Genomic DNA, 14,852 nt, shown 5'->3' with positions numbered 1-14,852 from the left:
GGGTTCGATCTGGTGGCCTGGTTGTCAGGGGGTGGCGTCCGCGTGTGGCGTGGCGGACAGGGTGCTCGCGACGTCCTCCGGGGCGGCATCGAACGTGCCGATGCCACCGGCCAGCGCGGTGTAAAGCGCCACGCGGCTGGAGATCAGCGCGCGCCGTGTCTGCACGAACTGCTGCTGGGCGGAGAGCAGGTCGCGCTGGGCGTCGAGCACTTCGAGGAAGGGCGAGGCGCCGTGGTCGTAGCGCAGGCGCGCCAGGCGCTCGCGTTCGCCTTGCGCCTTGACGGTGGCGCCCAGCGTTGCCACCTGGCGCGCCAGCCAGTAGCGCGCGGCGAGCGCGTCGGAGACGTCGCGGAAGGCCGCCTGCACGGTGCGTTCGTAGGTGGCCACGGCCTGGTCGCGCCGGACTTCGGCCAGGTCCAGCCCGGCGCGCCGGCGTCCGGCGTCGAAGATCGGCAGGCTGATGCTGGGCGCGAAGCTCCAGGCGCGGCTGGGGCCGGTGAACAGGCCATCCAGCTCGGCACTGGCGGTGCCGAAGGCGCCGGTCAGGGTCACCTGCGGGAAGAAGGCGGCACGCGCCGCGCCGATATTGGCGTTGGCGGCGCGCAGCTGGTGTTCGGCGGCGACGATGTCCGGCCGCTTGTCCAGCAGTTCGGCGGGCAGGCCGGCCGGCAGGTCGCGCTGCACGGCATCGTCGTCGAGGCGCTCGCTCGCCGGCGGCAGCGCCAGCGGCGTGCCCACCAGCAACTCCAGCGCATGGGCCTGCTGCGCGCGCGTCTGCTCGAGCTGGGCGCCGAGCGCCTGCGCCTGCTCGTACAGGGTCTCGACCTGGGTCAGGTCGAGCTTGGAGATGGCGCCCACCTCGTAGCGCCGCCGGAAGATGCGCAGGGACTCGCCGCGGCTGGCGATGGTCTGGCGCGTCAGGGCCAGCCGCTCGTCATACTCGCGCAGGGTCAGGTAGGCATCGGCTACCTGGCCCACCAGGCTGAGCGTGAAGGCGCGGCGCGCGGCGTCGGTGGCCAGGTAGTTCTCCAGCGCCGCGTCCTTCAGGTTGCGCACGCGGCCCCAGAAATCCAGCTCCCAGCTGGCGGCGCCCAGGCTGACCTGGTACTGGCTGGCGGTGAGCGGCCGGCCGCTCAGGTTGAGGTCGCCGGGAGTCCGGGCGCGCGTGCCGTCGGCCTGCAGGCCGACGGTGGGAAAGAGGTCGGCGCGCCGGATTGCGTAGGCGGCGCGTGCTTCCTCCACGCGCAGCACGGCGACGCGCAGGTCGCGGTTGTTGGCCAGCGCGGTGCCGATCAGGCCGCGCATGGCGGGATCCTGGAAGTAGCTCTGCCAGGACACTTCGGCAGCCGGCGTCGTGGTGGTGCCCTGCGTCTCGGCCACGGCTGCGTCGTAGCGGTCGGCGACCGGCAGCGGCGGTGCCTGGTAGGAGGGGGCCAGCGACATGCAGCCGGCCAGCAGGGGGCCGAGCAGCGAGCCGAGCAGGGCCGCGGGCAGCCAGTGCGGCGCCAGCGGCGCGTGCGCGGAGGAATGCGATCGAGCAGGGTGGCGCGGCATGGTTCATGGCTCCAGCACGTAGCTGCCCGGCGCATCGCCCAGTGCGGCAGAACCGTGGCGCCGCGCGGCCATGCGCGGCGGCGCGCCCGGCGGGCCGGACAGGTTGTCCAGCCAGTCCACCCATTGCGGCCACCAGGAGCCGGCCTGCGCCGGCGCGGCCTGGAGCCACTCGTCGGGCGTCATGCTGGCCTGGCCCGCGGGGCGGCACAGCACGCGGTAGCTGCGATGCGGATGGCCCGGTTCGCTGACGATGCCGGCGTTGTGGCCGCCGCTGGTCAGCAGGAAGGTCAAGGGGGCCGGCGACAGGTAATGCAGCTTGTAGACCGAGCGCCATGGCGCCACGTGGTCGGTCTCGGTGCCCACGCAGAAGACCGGCAGGCGCAGGTCGCCGAGCATCACCGGCTTGCCGCCGACCTGGTAGCGGTTTTCCGCCAGGTCATTGTCGAGGAACAGCCGGCGCAGGTATTCGGAATGCATGCGCGCGGGCATGCGCGTAGCATCGGTGTTCCAGGCCATCAGGTCGGACATCGGGCGGCGCTGCCCGAACAGGTAGTCGTTGACCATGCGCGACCACAGCAGGTCGTAGGGGCGCAGCATCTGGAAGGCGCCCGCCATCTGCTGGGCGGTCAGGTAGCCGGTGCGCGCCATCTGGGCCTCCAGCAGGCTGACCTGGCTCTCGTCGATGAAGAGGCCGAGCTCGCCGGGCTCGCTGAAGTCGGTCTGCGCGCAGAACAGGGTCAGGCTGGCGAGGCGCGTGTCGCCGTCGCGCGCCATGGCCGCCGCCGCCAGGGACAGCAGCGTGCCGCCCAGGCAGTAGCCGGTGGCGTGGATGCGGGCCTTGGGCACGATGGCCTGGACCGCGTCGAGCGCGGCCTGCACGCCCTGCCTCAGGTAGTCGTCCATGCCGACGTTGCGGTAGGACGCATCGGGGTTCTTCCAGGAGATGCAGAAGACCGTGTAGCCCTGGCCGACCAGATAGCGGATCAGCGAGTTGTCCGGCGACAGGTCGAGGATGTAGTACTTCATGATCCAGGCAGGGACCACCAGGATCGGCTCGGGCCGCACCTTGCCGGTCGCCGGGCGGTATTGCAGCAGTTCGATCAGCTTGTTGCGGTACACCACCTTGCCCGGGGTGATGGCCACTTCCTGGCCGACGCGGAAGCGTTCGGTGCCGGCCGGGCCCTGGCCGGCGAGCTGGCGCAGCGAGTCATCCCAGGCATTGCGGGCCCCGCGCAGCAGGTTGGCGCCGCCTTCCTCGAGCGTGCGGCGCAGTGCCACCGGGTTGGTGGCGAGCTGGTTGCCGGGCGACAGCATGTCCAGCCACTGGCGGGCGGCGAAGGCCACCAGTTGCGCGTGGTGCGGTTCGACTCCGGGCACGTCGCGCGTGGCCTCGGTCCACCAGCTCTGCATCAGCAGGAAGCGCTGGTGCCACAGGTTGAAGGGCCATTGCCGCCACGCGGGATCGGCGAAGCGGCGGTCGGCGGCGGGCGGGTCGATGCAGGTGTGTGCGCTGCCGGGACCGGCGGCCAGGCACTCGGCGAGATAGCGGTTCAGTTCGGCGGCGCCGGTGGCGACGTGCTCGGCGAGTTCGATACGCTTGCCGGGCGCCATGGCGAGATGGGAGGCCCAGTCCAGCCAGGCCAGCGCCCCCGCGGCGGGGGACAGCGAGCCGGTCCAGCGGGCGAGGGCGCCGCGCGCGGCCGTGTCGAGTGCAGCCGCGGCGGTGTCGCGGTGCGGCCGTTCGGGAGAAGTGCTCATGCGAAATCGGCTCCGTATCGGGGCCGGACGGGCGGCGGCGCGCCGCGCGTCCGGCAGGCATTGCGGCGCCGGCGGGGCTTCTGGCCCGGCCGGCGCGCCCGGGGCACGCGGTTTCGTGCCCATGGCGGCCATTCTGAACAAAGTGACCGCGAAGGACCTTGATGCGTGTCAAGTTACTGACCGGCCAGTCGGTTTCTAATGGGGCTCCGAAGTCGACCGCTGCCGCGCGACCCGCGGCGCCGTGCTGCCATGCCGTTGCCTCGTCGCAACCCGCCGTCCGAGCCACCGCCCGACTTGCTACCTTCCGCCGCATCCGCCGCCAACCCGGTGACGGGGACCGGGCGCCGACGCCTGCCACCCGCCTTGCGCGTCGAGCAGATCCTGGGCGCCGCGCTGTGCGAATTCTCGGCGCGGGGCTATGCCGACACCCGCATGGAGGACATCGCGCGCCGCGCCGGCCTGTCCAAGGGCGGCCTCTATGTGCATTTCGCCAGCAAGGACGAGGTGCTGGAGGCGCTGCTGGCCGGCAAGCTGACGCCGCGCCCGCTCGATAGGGAAGCCATGCTCGCCGGCGTGGCGAGCGCGCGTGAACTGGCCGAGCGTTTGGTCGGCCATCTCCACACCAACCTGGCCGATCCGGCCATGGTCGGCACCATGCGCCTATTGTGCGCCGAGAGCGCGCGCGTGCCGCGCCTGGTCGAGCGCTGGCGCCGTGCCGCGCTCGACGGTATGCATGCGGAGATCGCCGGCCTGCTGCGCGAAGCGGTGCGGCGCGGACTGTGCCGCGAAGGCGTGGCCCTGGACCATCCCTGGCTGCTGGTATCGCCCTTCGTCCACATCCTGCTGACGGCGATCGTCGGCGGCGCGCCGGACGAGGCCGAACTGGCGCAGCGACGCGCGGCCCATGTCGAGATGTGCTGCGCGCTGTTCGGCGGACGCGCTGCCGGCGCGGCGCTTGATCCACATCAAGACATGTGCGCTTAAGCGGCGGGAAAGGCAGTCTGCGCCGGCGCGGCGGCTGCCGGGCTGCGGCCGCCGTTGCTACACTGGCCTGCCCCGCGGGCGGTGTCGCCGCCGCGGGGCCAGCAGCAAGACTCCAGCCTTGAAGAAATGAAGATGACAACAGCTTCCGCCCCAGGAGGCGATCGATGACGGTCGACGGCGCCCCCCCAGATCCGCGCGGCCACGACGCGCCGCATGCCGGCCCGGCCCTGGCAACCCACCCGGGCACCACGCCCGCCGGCCGCCGCGCCGGCGCCGCGGCAAGCTGCGGCGGTGAGCACCGCGCCATGGTCACGCTGGCCAGCCTGACCATGGCCGGCTGCGCACGCTATCCCGGCGCGGCCGGCCACCTGATCCGCACCGCCCATATCGCGGCCTGCCTGGCCGACCTGATGGCCCTGGATGCCACCCTGCAGCAGCGTATCCGCCTGGTTACCCCCGTGCATGATGTCGGCAAGCTGGCGATTCCAGATGAGATCCTGCTCAAGCCCGGCCGGTTGGCGCCGGACGAATGGCGCACCATGGAGCGGCATACCGAGATCGGTGCCGAGGCGCTGGCCTCGGGCAGCCACGAATTGCTGCAGTTCGCGGCAATGATCGCGCGCCATCACCACGAACGCTTCGATGGCAGCGGCTATCCGGCGCGGCTGGCGGGCCACGGCATTCCCCTGGCGGCGCGCGTGGTGGCGGTGGCCGATGCCTTCGACGCCATGACCGAGACGCGCTGCTACCGCCCCCGCATGACGGATGACGATGCCTGCTCGATCATCGCCGGCGGCAGCGGCACGCATTTCGATCCCGAGGCGGTGCGCGCCTTCCTCGATGGCTTCGCCCAGGTGCGGCGCGCACGCGCGACGGCCGATGCCTTGCTGGCGCGGGGCAGCGATACCCAGGCGGTCTCCGACTTCTACCGCCTGGCGCCACAGGACTTCCGCCTGGCGGCGCGCGTTGCCTCGCGGCTGGCGCAGCACGCGCTGCGCTTGTCCGTGCCGGCCTGAGGCGGCCACGGCGTTCCCGCAGCACCGGCACCGGCACCAGGAGGCAGCAGCTGTCCGTGCGAGGCTTTGTATCGATGGAGATACGTATAAGTAAATGCACATTGCTTCGTTCTAAGTACAAGGCGAGGCCGGGACAATCGGCGCAGGCGCGATGGAGCCCCCCCGCGGGCGGGTGGCGCCGCGCGCGCCGACGCCCTTTCTGGTTCCTGTCCGAAGCCATGTCCACGATCCCGATCCGCCTCGTTTCCCTGCTCGCCAGCGCCACGCTGGCCGCCGCCGCGCTGCCTGCGCGCGCCGACACCGCCATCCTCAACGCCGGCTATGACGTCACGCGCGAGCTGTACCGCGAACTCAATCCCGGCTTCGTCGCCAGCTGGAAGCAGGCCAGCGGCGAGACCGTGACCGTCAACCAGTCGCACGGCGGCTCCAGCAAGCAGGCCCGCGCGGTCGCCGATGGCCTCGACGCGGACGTGGTGACGATGAACCAGGAAACCGATATCGACATCCTGGTGCACAAGGGCGTGGTGGCGCAGGACTGGAAGAAGCGCCTGCCGGACAACGCCGCGCCGTACTATTCCACCATCGTGTTCCTGGTGCGCAAGGGCAACCCGAAGCGCATCGCCGACTGGGACGACCTGGGCCGCGCCGGGGTGCAGGTGATCGTGCCCAATCCCAAGACCTCGGGCAACGGCCGCTACACCTACCTGGCGGCCTGGGGCGCGGCCCTGCGCAAGGGCGGCGGCGAGGCCCAGGCGCGCGAGGCGGTCGCGCGCCTGTTCCGCAACGTGCCGGTGCTCGACACCGGCGGACGCGGCGCCACCACCACCTTCACGCAGCGCCAGCTCGGCGACGTGCTGGCCACCTTCGAAAGCGAGGTGCTGCAGATCCGCAAGGAGCTGGGCGACGGCTTCGACGTGGTCTACCCGAGCCAGTCGATCGTGGCAGAGGCGCCGGTGGCCGTGGTCGACAAGGTGGTGGACAAGCGCGGCACGCGCAAGGTGGCCACCGCCTACCTGCAATACCTGTGGTCCGATGCCGGCCAGGACGTGATCGCGCGGCAGTTCTACCGCCCGCGCTCCGCCGCCGTACTCAGGGCGCATGCGGCGCAGTTCCGCCCGCTCCAGCTCTTCACCGTCAGCGAGGTGTTCGGCAGCTGGGCCCAGGCGCAGGCGCGCCATTTCGCCGACGGCGGCGAGTTCGACAAGATCTACCAGGCGCGCCAGTAGCCGCTGGCATCATCCGCCGGTACCGCGCGGCGGCCGTTGGCGGCAGGGTTCCGCCGCCGCTGGTGTCCTGGCTCAATCCATGGGCGAGGCAGGGCCCTCGGCGCCGGGGGCGAAGCTGTCGCCAAGATAGGCCCGCACCGTCGCCAGGATCTCGTCCGACAGCGGATCCCCGGCGCAGGCGCGCGCCAGGCCGAGCGCGCCCACCATGGCGCTGAAGGCGACCATGGCGCGGACCTCGGCCTGCGCCCGGGCCGCTCCCTCCGTGCCGCCGAGCAGTCCGGCGAGCGTCCCTAGCGACTGGCGCAGTTGCTGCGCGTAACGGGCGCGTGCCGCATCGTCGGCGCGTCCGACATCGCCTGCCAGTGCCGCCACCGCGCAGCCGCTGCCCGGCGCGTCGCGGTGCGCCGGGCTGAGATAGGCCTCGACGCGCTGGCGGAAGCCGGCGCCGTCCGTGCCCGCCTGGGCCGACGCTGACAGCGCGCAGTCGAGCGCTTCCTTCACCAGCGCGCCGCGCGAATCGAAATGCTTGTAGAAGCCGCCGTGCGTGAGCCCGGCTTCCTGCATCAGGCCGGCGATGCTCAGGCCTTCGATGCCTCGCTCGCGAAAGCGCCGGGCCGCCGCCTGCACGATGCGGGCGTGGCTTTCCCGTTTGTCTTCCCTTGAGTGGCCCATGGTGTCCCTGTGGTTGCACATGTTGATGCACATGTTGATGCACATGTGCGGCGTGCGGGCTCGGCCGCTGCCGGATGGCCTGTCGCCGATCGCCCCGCCTTTCTGGATGTTATTTGACATCCAGATACATGACAACTAACATCCAAAAACCGCCGGCACCGGCCACCGGGAGCGGCGGGGGCAAGTGCCTTGCCGAGCGGCGGCGCCGTGTCCTGCCTGCTCCATCCGGTCCGCTCCGGTCCGCTCCGGTCCGTCCTGACCGCTCGATCGATTCGATACGCTTCATCCACCCGATGCATTGCATCCGGCCCGTTGCCGGAAAGGAATCCACTGTGCAGATCCAGAATGCCGTCGCCCTCGTCACGGGTGCCAATCGCGGCCTCGGCCGTGCCATCGCCGAGGCCCTGCTCGCGCGGGGCGCGCGCAAGGTCTACGCCGGCGTGCGCCAGCCGGAGCGCCTCGACCTGCCCGGCGTCGAGCCGGTGCGCCTCGATGTCACCGATCCCGCGGCCGCCGCGGCGGCAGCCGCGCAGTGCGGTGACGTCAACCTGCTGGTCAACAATGCGGGCATCGCGCGCGTGATCGGTTTCCTCGATGCGCAGGCCGCCGACGCCACGCGCGAGATCTTCGAGACCAACCTGTACGGATTGATCCACATGAGCCAGGCCTTCGCGCCGGTGCTGGCGGCGAACGGCGGTGGGGCCATCGCCAACGTGCTGTCGGTGGCGAGCTGGATCAATGCCGGCCGGTTCAGTGTCTACGCGGCCTCCAAGTCGGCGGCCTGGGGCTTCACCAACGGCCTGCGCAATGAACTGCGCGGGCAGGGCACCCAGGTGGTGGGCCTGCACGTCGGCTTCATCGACACCGATCTCACCAAGGGCTTCGACGTGCCCAAGGCGGATGCGCGCGACGTCGCGGCGCAACTGCTGGATGGCATCACTGAGGGCCAGGAAGAGGTGCTCGCCGACGACATCACGCGCGCGGTCAAGCAGGGACTGTCGCAGCAGCCCGGCATCTACCTGGACCCGCCGCAGCGCTGAGGCGGGTGCCGGAGGGCGCCGCCGGACGCTGCCGGGCGCGCGCGGGATCAGAGTGTCAGCAGTTCGCGCAGGACCATGTGCAGGCCCAGCAGCGCCAGCGTGCCGAGGAAGCAGCGCTTGAACAGCAGCGGCGACAGCCTCTGGCGCAGCCATTGGCCGGCAGCCATGCCGGCCAGCGCGGGCGCCAGCATCAGCGCGGACTCGCCCAGCAGCCGGCCCGAATAGCTGGTGCTGAGGGCGAGGCCCGCCGCCAGCGCCAGCGTGGACACCGTGAAGGACAGGCCCATGGCCTGGATCAGTTCGTCGCGCCGCAGGCCGAGGGCTTGCAGGTAGGGCACGGCAGGGATGACGAAGACGCCGGTGGCGGCCGTCACCAGCCCGGTGGCGGCGCCGAGGGCGGGGCCCAGCCAGCGCTCGGCCCGTGGCGGCACCGTCCAGTGGGCGCCGGCCAGGCCCCAGGCGGCGTAGGCAAGCAGCGCCAGGCCGAGCGCCACCCCGGCCCAGGCGCCGGCGGGCGCGCCCAGCAGCCAGGCGCCGGCCAGCGTGCCGGCACAGACGCCGCACTGCATCGGCGCCAGCCGACGCGCCACCGGCCCCAGCGCGGACCAGGGCCGCACCTGCCAGACATTGGTGAAGAAGGACGGCAGGATCAGCAGCGCGGCGGCCTGCGCGGGCGGCATGAACAGGGCCAGCATGGCCATCGAGAAGGTCGGCAGTCCCAGCCCGACCACGCCTTTGGCGACGCCGGCAGCGGCGAACACGGCGGTGGCCGCCAGCAGCGGCGCGGCGTCGGGCAGGGAGAAGGCTTCGGCAGGCATGTCGGCAGGGCGGTGGATACCGCATCGGGTCTCGGGACGGGCAGCATTGCGGAACGCATTGTGGGCGCCTTCCGGCACCCCGCAAATTTGGAAGTCACGAAGCGAGCCTCAGGCAGGACCAGAGGCAGGACGTGCTAAGGTGGCGGCATGCGTTTCGACCTGACCGACCTGCGGCTTTTCCTCAACGTCCTCGAGGCGGGCACCATCACGGGCGGGGCAGAGGCGACGCACATGACGCTGGCATCGGCCAGCGAGCGCGTGCGCGCCATGGAGGACACGCTCGGCGCCGCGCTGCTGTTGCGCGAGCGGCGTGGCGTGCGCCCGACCGCCGCCGGCCACACGCTGGCCCAGCATGCCCGCCTGGTGCTGCATCAGGTAGAACGCCTGCAAGGCGAGCTGGGCGGCTACGGTCGCGGGCTGCAGGGCCATATCCGCCTGCTGTGCAATACCTCCGCGCTGAGCGAGCATCTGCCGCAGGCCCTCAGCGGCTTCCTCGCGGAGCACCCGCTGATCTCGGTGGAGCTGGAGGAGCGGGTCAGCTACGAGATCGTCGACGCGGTGCGCAACGACCTGTGCGATATCGGCGTGGTATCCGACGCGGCCGATCTCGCCGGCCTGCAGTCTTTCGTATTCCGTGCCGACCCGCTCGCGCTGATCGTGCCGCGCGGCCATGCGCTGGCCCAGCGCGCCGGCGCCAGCCTGGCCGACGTGGTCGACCAGCCCTTCGTCGGCCTGTCCGAAGGCAGCGCGCTGCAGGAGCACGTCGAACACCACGCGCGGCGCCAGGGCCGGCGCCTGGCCTACCGGGTCCGGCTGCGCAGCCTGGAGGCGATCTGCCGCATGGTCGGCGCGGGGATCGGCGTCGGCATCGTGCCACAGGCAGTGGCGGTGCGCTGCGCCCGCGCCGCCGGCATCAAGCGCATCGCCCTGAGCGACGCCTGGGCGGCGCGCAGCCTGATGCTCTGCGTGCGCGAGCTCGAGGCTCTGCCGGTGCCGACGCGGCAACTGGTGCGGCATCTGCTGCAAGGAGCGCCAGGACAGTAGTGTCCTGAATCACAATGAGGCCGTTGTCCACGCTGGAGAGCGGCCTGGCCCTGGCCAAGCAGATGCCTGGGCTGCAGTACGATGCAGCCGGCGACGCCTTTGCGCTGTGTGACAGCGAATGCGGCTATGGCCTCTTGCGCATTGAAGCGGTTTTGACCGTCCTGTGCGCGCTTGACGCCGCTTGTGCGATGGCGCAGGCCTCTTCCGACGCGTAGCGCGGATCCGATGTGATGCGCAAAGGCGAAATCGAGGAGGTTCCATGGCCCGCTGGCTTCGCCCAGGGCGGGCGAAGCCAGCGGCGCAGGCTCAGAACTTGTGGCGAAGGCCTACCGCCACGCCAAGCTGGTCCTTTTCGTTGGGCGCGATCTGGTACGCCGCGATTGCGCCGTTCAGGTTCTCGAAGTTGAGTGCGGCGTTCTTCGTGTAGGCTGTGCTGAGATAGACGTCGGTTCGCTTCGAAAGCGAATAGTCGGCGATCAAGGTGACTTGCCAGGGCTTCCTCGGAGAGGTCACGCCCGTCGCGGTGTAGAGCCTCTTCACGTTGTCGTAGTAGAACGCGCCGGTCAGTTGCAGGGCGCCGCTTGCCTGATAGTTCAAGGCGAACCACCACATGTCGTCACGTGCGGCCGTGTTGGTGGCGACGATGCCGTTGTTGTTGTAGCGATAGGCGGCTTGCATCAGCAGGTCGGGCGTGATCTGGTAACGCAGGCCCACGGCTGCCTTCTGCGTGCGGCTGAAATTGCCGGCCGTCTTGGCGCTATTGATGCTATCGTAGGCACCCGCGATGCCGAGCTGACCGATGCGGTAGTCGAAGCCGGCACCGTATCCAGCCGAGCCTTGCACCGTGCCTGGCTGCTCGCCGAAGCTCCAGTGCATTTCCGCTGCCAGGGGGCCGAGGTCGAGATGGTATTTCACCATATTGTCCTCGCGCAGATTTGCCCCGGCGATGCCGACCACGGGTTCATAGGTGGTGGCATAGGCCGTCGGCGAATAGTTGGCCATCATCAGAAACAGCGATGTGTATTGACGCCCCAACGTTACCTGATGACCGCCCGCACCGAGGCCAACCCATGCCTGGCGGCCGAATAACCTCCCGCCTTGCGTCGAACTGCCCGTGTCCAGGCTGAAGCCACTCTCCAAGGCAAAAATGGCCCGCTTGCCTCCGCCCAAGTCTTCTGTGCCACGCAGGCCCCACCGGCTGGGCGACAGGCCACCGGAGTTCAGGGCGACTCTGGATTGTCCGCCTGAACCGCTGCCCAGGTTGTGATTGGTGTACTCCACGTTGGCGTCGACGACCCCATAGAGCGTGACCCCGGATGTTTGGGCTGCCGCGGCGGCACTGGCCAGTGCACAGGCGAGCCCGAAAAGACGCGTCTTCATCTAGTTTCCTCCTTCTTCGTCTCGGTTGTTCTCAGTACGCTGATTGATGACCGATCATCGCATACTGGTATTTGTAAAATAATTAGTGGTATACGTTATGTTGGTGAAAAAATACAACATATGAAGTTATTTCTACCTGCGCGGCGCTACGTTTGACAGTGATGCGTCGGACAGCGAATCAAGCTGCGGCGGACCAGTCGGAGAAGCGCCGGCCGTTGCGAGCGAGTTCCGCCAGCAGGGGGGAGGGTTGCCACCAGTAACCGTGCTCGTCGTGGAAGCGTTGGATATCGGCGTACACGCTGGCCAGCCCGATCTGGTCTGCGTAGTACATCGGTCCGCCGCGGTAGGCCGGGAAGCCGTACCCGGTGACGTAGACGATGTCGATGTCACTCGGACGCAGCGCGATACCTTGTTCGAGCAGCCTGGCCCCTTCGTTGACCATGCCGTACAGGCAACGCTTGAGAATCTCTTCTTCGCTGATGGGGCGCCGCTTGAAGCCGAGCCGCGCAGACTCTTCGACGATGAATTGCTCCAGCTGCGGGTCTCGATGCGGCGTGCGGCTCCCGGGCTCGTAGCGGTACCATCCAGCGCCGCTCTTCTGTCCGAGGCGGCCCTGCTCCGTCAGTTTGAGGATCATGTCGTTCCAGCGCCTGTCCTGCGGCCGTGTCGCCATTTGCGCCTTGCGCGTCTGGTAGCCGACGTCGTTTCCCGCCATGTCGTGCACGGCAAAGATGCCCATGGCGTAGCCAAAACTCATCAGTGCCTGGTCTACCTCGTGCGGTAGCGCGCCTTCTTCGAGGAGGAAGTGTGCTTCGCGCGTGTAGTTGCGAAACAGTGCATTGCCGATGAAGCCTGGGTAGATGCGCGCCAGCACGGATGTCTTTCCCATCTTCCGGCCCAGCCCCATCAGTGTGGCGATCACGTCCGGCGCGGTCTCCCGGGCGCGGACCACTTCGAGAAGGCGCATCACGTGGGCGGGGCTGAAGAAGTGGGCGCCAATCACGTCCTGCGGGCGCCGCGTGGCGTCGGCGATTGCGTCGACGTCCAGCCCCGAGGTGTTGGTGGCGAGAATTGCGCCTGGCTTACAGAGTGCATCGAGCTGGCGGAAGATCTGCTGCTTGAGCGCCAGGTCTTCGAAGACAGCTTCGATCACGAGATCTGCTGAAGCCGCATCGGCCAAGTCGACCGAGCCGCGGATTCGGGCAAGCCGCTCCTCCATGGCTGCCGCATCGAGCCTGCCGCGCGCGACGCTGCCGGCATAGTTGTCACGCACGCGTTGAAGTCCGGATGCGAGTCCTTGCGCACTGCTGTCGATCAAGGTGACGGGAATGCCGATATTGGCGAGGGCCATGGCAATGCCACCCCCCATGGTACCGGCGCCGACAATGGCAACTTCGTGGATCGGGCGTGTCGGCGTGTCGACCGGGATGCCCGGGATGTTTGCGGCCTCGGCCTGGGCAATGCGCACGTATTCGGCGGCGTCCTGCGCTGCCTGGGATTGCGGCGTGATGGGGAGCGTGGTCATGATCGGGTTCAGTTCGACTGGTTGCCAGGGGTGGCCAACGGCTTGGCGCGGCCTTCGACGAAGTCGCGCAGGCGTTCCGAGGCTTCCGGTGGGCGCGGGATATTGGAGGTCAGGTATTCGACGAATAGCCCATCGTCGTGCGACAGGTCGTTGATGCGTGGCAGTACGTTGGTGATGCGCCAGTTGGTGTCGGCGGTGTTGCGGGCGATCAGCGCCGCCAGTTCGCGTGCTTTGTCCAGTGCTTTGCCGGCTGGCACCACGTAGCGCACGATGTGCTCGCGCTCGCCCTCGGCTGCATTGAGCAGGCGTCCGGTCAGCATCATGTCGGCCATCACCGTGTAGCCGACCACGCGCTGGATGCGTACCGTTCCGCCACCGCCGACGAAGATGCCGCGCTGTCCCTCGGGCAGGCCGAAGAAGGCCGACTCGTCAGCCACGCGTATATGTGCCGCGGTGGCCAGCTCCAGCCCGCCGCCGACCACTGCTCCATGCAGCGCAGCCACGAAGGGGATGGGGCCGCGCGCGATGATGTCGAACACGGTGTGCCAGGAATGGCGCTGGCGCTTGCGCGGGCGCGGCATGTCGCCAGAAGCGCGAGCCAGTGCTTCCTTCAGGTCCAGGCCCGCGCAGAAGTTGCTGCCGTGGCCGAACAGTACGCCGACGTCTGCCTCCTCGCCGGCGCGAACGACGGCATCGCGCAGCGCCCACACCACGTCCTCGTTGATCGCGTTGCGTTTTTCGGGCCGGTTCAGGCCAATCAGCGCGACATTGCCGTCGAGCGCGTAGGTCACCAGTTCATTGCTCATGGTCTTGTTTCCTTGTAGGGATTTCGGGGGAGCGCTGAGCTCAAAGATCGAGGATGAGCTTGCGGCTCTTCGCTCCGGAGCAGCAGATCATCATGCGCTTGTTCGTCGCGCGTTCCGCTTCGCTCAGCACGAGATCGCGGTGGTCGGGCACGCCTTCCAGCACGCGTACTTCGCAGGTGCCGCACACACCTTCCTGGCAGGAATAGGGCGGCTCGATGCCCTCGCTGAGCAGGCAGTCAAGGATGGTCTTGCCGCTGGGCACCTCGAGGCTGCGTCCCGTGCGCGCCAGTTGCACGACGAAGCCACCTTCGGTTGCGGCCGCTTCGCGCGCCGCGAAGTACTCGCGGTGGACCCTGTCCGGCGGCAGCGCCGCGGTGGCGGTCTCAAAGGCCTCCAGCATCTGCACAGGGCCGCAGCAGTAGATATGGGCGCCGTCCGGCAGTGTGGCGGCGATGGCGGGGATGTCGAGCATGCGAGCGCCCGCCTCACGGTCGAAGGTCATGTGTACCTCCGCGCCATCCAGGCCATGCATGGCTTCGAGTGCGTCGACAAAGGCGGCCTGCCTGCGCGTGCGTGCCGCGTAATGCAGGTGCCAGGGACGGCCAAGCGCACGCAGGCGCTGAATCATGCCGAAGATCGGTGTGATGCCGATGCCGCCGGCGATGAATACACTGAGCGGTGCGTTTTCGTCGAGAGGGAAATTGTTGCGAGGTGGCGCGACGGTGACGGTGTCGCCCGGGCGCAGTATTTCATGCAGGTAGCGCGAGCCGCCACGGCTGCGGGCGTCCTTGTTGACGCCGATGACATAGCGCCGGCGTTCGCCAGGCGCATTCAGGAGGGAATAGCTGCGGATCAGCCCGTTGGGCAGGTGCAGGTCGATGTGCGCGCCGGCGCCGAAGGCAGGCAGATCCTTGAGCGGTGGCTCCGGATGCAGCTCGTAGCTCAGGATGCCATCGGCTTCCCAGGTGATGGACTTGACGCGCAATTGCAGGGTTTCAGTATGATTCAATTTTTGTCTCCAGGCTGGGC

The 14,852-nt window shown here is 69.1% G+C and carries 14 protein-coding genes; 6 read left to right on the top strand and 8 right to left on the bottom strand.

Annotated features, from left to right (window positions below; all coding sequences use genetic code 11):
- Nucleotides 1-24: 24 nt before the first annotated feature.
- A complete protein-coding gene (locus BKK81_RS29895; RefSeq protein ID WP_071020504.1) occupies nucleotides 25-1,554 on the bottom strand; it encodes an efflux transporter outer membrane subunit in 1,530 nt (509 codons plus the stop codon).
- A 3-nt stretch (nucleotides 1,555-1,557) separates the two neighbouring features.
- The gene (locus BKK81_RS29890; RefSeq protein ID WP_083384541.1) at nucleotides 1,558-3,435 is read right to left on the bottom strand and encodes a PHA/PHB synthase family protein; all 1,878 of its coding nucleotides are present in this window, start codon (nucleotides 3,433-3,435) and stop codon (nucleotides 1,558-1,560) included.
- 126 nt (nucleotides 3,436-3,561) lie between these two features.
- On the opposite strand from BKK81_RS29890, the gene BKK81_RS29885 reads away from it, so the two are divergent.
- The 3 genes from BKK81_RS29885 to BKK81_RS29875 all read left to right on the top strand — a co-directional run bounded on the left by BKK81_RS29885 (nucleotide 3,562) and on the right by BKK81_RS29875 (nucleotide 6,538).
- Nucleotides 3,562-4,296 (top strand): TetR/AcrR family transcriptional regulator, encoded by a 735-nt coding sequence (locus tag BKK81_RS29885; protein WP_083384540.1) that lies wholly within the window; start codon nucleotides 3,562-3,564, stop codon nucleotides 4,294-4,296.
- A 164-nt stretch (nucleotides 4,297-4,460) separates the two neighbouring features.
- Nucleotides 4,461-5,312: an HD-GYP domain-containing protein gene (locus tag BKK81_RS29880; RefSeq protein WP_231908136.1), complete on the top strand. Its 852-nt coding sequence runs from the start codon at nucleotides 4,461-4,463 to the stop codon at nucleotides 5,310-5,312.
- Nucleotides 5,313-5,530: 218 nt separating this feature from the next.
- Nucleotides 5,531-6,538 (top strand): sulfate ABC transporter substrate-binding protein, encoded by a 1,008-nt coding sequence (locus tag BKK81_RS29875; protein WP_071020496.1) that lies wholly within the window; start codon nucleotides 5,531-5,533, stop codon nucleotides 6,536-6,538.
- A gap of 72 nt (nucleotides 6,539-6,610) precedes the next feature.
- On the opposite strand, the gene BKK81_RS29870 is transcribed toward BKK81_RS29875, so the two are convergent.
- On the bottom strand, nucleotides 6,611-7,231 hold the full coding sequence (locus BKK81_RS29870) for a TetR/AcrR family transcriptional regulator (protein ID WP_231908135.1): 621 nt from the start codon (nucleotides 7,229-7,231) through the stop codon (nucleotides 6,611-6,613).
- Nucleotides 7,232-7,542: 311 nt separating this feature from the next.
- Here BKK81_RS29870 and BKK81_RS29865 point away from each other — a divergent pair, with 311 nt between their 5' ends.
- On the top strand, nucleotides 7,543-8,250 hold the full coding sequence (locus BKK81_RS29865) for an SDR family oxidoreductase (RefSeq protein ID WP_071020491.1): 708 nt from the start codon (nucleotides 7,543-7,545) through the stop codon (nucleotides 8,248-8,250).
- Between the two features lie 47 nt (nucleotides 8,251-8,297).
- On the opposite strand, the gene BKK81_RS29860 is transcribed toward BKK81_RS29865, so the two are convergent.
- Nucleotides 8,298-9,068 (bottom strand): sulfite exporter TauE/SafE family protein, encoded by a 771-nt coding sequence (locus BKK81_RS29860; protein ID WP_156811494.1) that lies wholly within the window; start codon nucleotides 9,066-9,068, stop codon nucleotides 8,298-8,300.
- 147 nt (nucleotides 9,069-9,215) lie between these two features.
- Here BKK81_RS29860 and BKK81_RS29855 point away from each other — a divergent pair, with 147 nt between their 5' ends.
- Together BKK81_RS29855 and BKK81_RS29850 are read left to right on the top strand one after the other, a co-directional pair.
- Nucleotides 9,216-10,112: a LysR family transcriptional regulator gene (locus BKK81_RS29855; protein ID WP_071020489.1), complete on the top strand. Its 897-nt coding sequence runs from the start codon at nucleotides 9,216-9,218 to the stop codon at nucleotides 10,110-10,112.
- 23 nt (nucleotides 10,113-10,135) lie between these two features.
- Complete coding sequence (locus tag BKK81_RS29850; RefSeq protein WP_156811493.1) at nucleotides 10,136-10,327, top strand: hypothetical protein; 192 nt, start codon at nucleotides 10,136-10,138, stop codon at nucleotides 10,325-10,327.
- Nucleotides 10,328-10,418: 91 nt separating this feature from the next.
- Here the strand turns inward: BKK81_RS29850 and BKK81_RS29845 are convergent, their stop codons facing one another.
- From BKK81_RS29845 to BKK81_RS29830, 4 genes are all read right to left on the bottom strand, one after another.
- On the bottom strand, nucleotides 10,419-11,492 hold the full coding sequence (locus tag BKK81_RS29845) for a porin (protein WP_071020483.1): 1,074 nt from the start codon (nucleotides 11,490-11,492) through the stop codon (nucleotides 10,419-10,421).
- 178 nt (nucleotides 11,493-11,670) lie between these two features.
- Nucleotides 11,671-13,017 carry a 3-hydroxyacyl-CoA dehydrogenase gene (locus BKK81_RS29840; RefSeq protein WP_071020481.1) on the bottom strand — a complete coding sequence of 449 codons (1,347 nt, stop codon included), beginning with the start codon at nucleotides 13,015-13,017 and terminating at the stop codon, nucleotides 11,671-11,673.
- A gap of 8 nt (nucleotides 13,018-13,025) precedes the next feature.
- Nucleotides 13,026-13,823 carry a crotonase/enoyl-CoA hydratase family protein gene (locus BKK81_RS29835; RefSeq protein ID WP_071020478.1) on the bottom strand — a complete coding sequence of 266 codons (798 nt, stop codon included), beginning with the start codon at nucleotides 13,821-13,823 and terminating at the stop codon, nucleotides 13,026-13,028.
- A gap of 40 nt (nucleotides 13,824-13,863) precedes the next feature.
- On the bottom strand, nucleotides 13,864-14,832 hold the full coding sequence (locus tag BKK81_RS29830; protein WP_071020475.1) for a PDR/VanB family oxidoreductase: 969 nt from the start codon (nucleotides 14,830-14,832) through the stop codon (nucleotides 13,864-13,866).
- Between the last annotated feature and the right edge of the window lie 20 nt (nucleotides 14,833-14,852).

Origin of the sequence: Cupriavidus sp. USMAHM13, from assembly GCF_001854285.1 — a bacterium.
GTDB classification, from domain to species: domain Bacteria; phylum Pseudomonadota; class Gammaproteobacteria; order Burkholderiales; family Burkholderiaceae; genus Cupriavidus; species Cupriavidus malaysiensis.
This window is presented reverse-complemented; position numbering and strand designations above follow the sequence as displayed.

Coding starts and splice junctions, on each gene's coding strand:
- BKK81_RS29840 (WP_071020481.1), bottom strand. CDS start 13,017: ATGACCACGCTCCCCATCACGCCGCAATCCCAGGCAGCGCAGGACGCC.
- BKK81_RS29845 (WP_071020483.1), bottom strand. CDS start 11,492: ATGAAGACGCGTCTTTTCGGGCTCGCCTGTGCACTGGCCAGTGCCGCC.
- BKK81_RS29860 (WP_156811494.1), bottom strand. CDS start 9,068: ATGCCTGCCGAAGCCTTCTCCCTGCCCGACGCCGCGCCGCTGCTGGCG.
- BKK81_RS29855 (WP_071020489.1), top strand. CDS start 9,216: ATGCGTTTCGACCTGACCGACCTGCGGCTTTTCCTCAACGTCCTCGAG.
- BKK81_RS29895 (WP_071020504.1), bottom strand. CDS start 1,554: ATGCCGCGCCACCCTGCTCGATCGCATTCCTCCGCGCACGCGCCGCTG.
- BKK81_RS29875 (WP_071020496.1), top strand. CDS start 5,531: ATGTCCACGATCCCGATCCGCCTCGTTTCCCTGCTCGCCAGCGCCACG.
- BKK81_RS29835 (WP_071020478.1), bottom strand. CDS start 13,823: ATGAGCAATGAACTGGTGACCTACGCGCTCGACGGCAATGTCGCGCTG.
- BKK81_RS29890 (WP_083384541.1), bottom strand. CDS start 3,435: ATGGGCACGAAACCGCGTGCCCCGGGCGCGCCGGCCGGGCCAGAAGCC.
- BKK81_RS29885 (WP_083384540.1), top strand. CDS start 3,562: ATGCCGTTGCCTCGTCGCAACCCGCCGTCCGAGCCACCGCCCGACTTG.
- BKK81_RS29870 (WP_231908135.1), bottom strand. CDS start 7,231: ATGTGCAACCACAGGGACACCATGGGCCACTCAAGGGAAGACAAACGG.
- BKK81_RS29880 (WP_231908136.1), top strand. CDS start 4,461: ATGACGGTCGACGGCGCCCCCCCAGATCCGCGCGGCCACGACGCGCCG.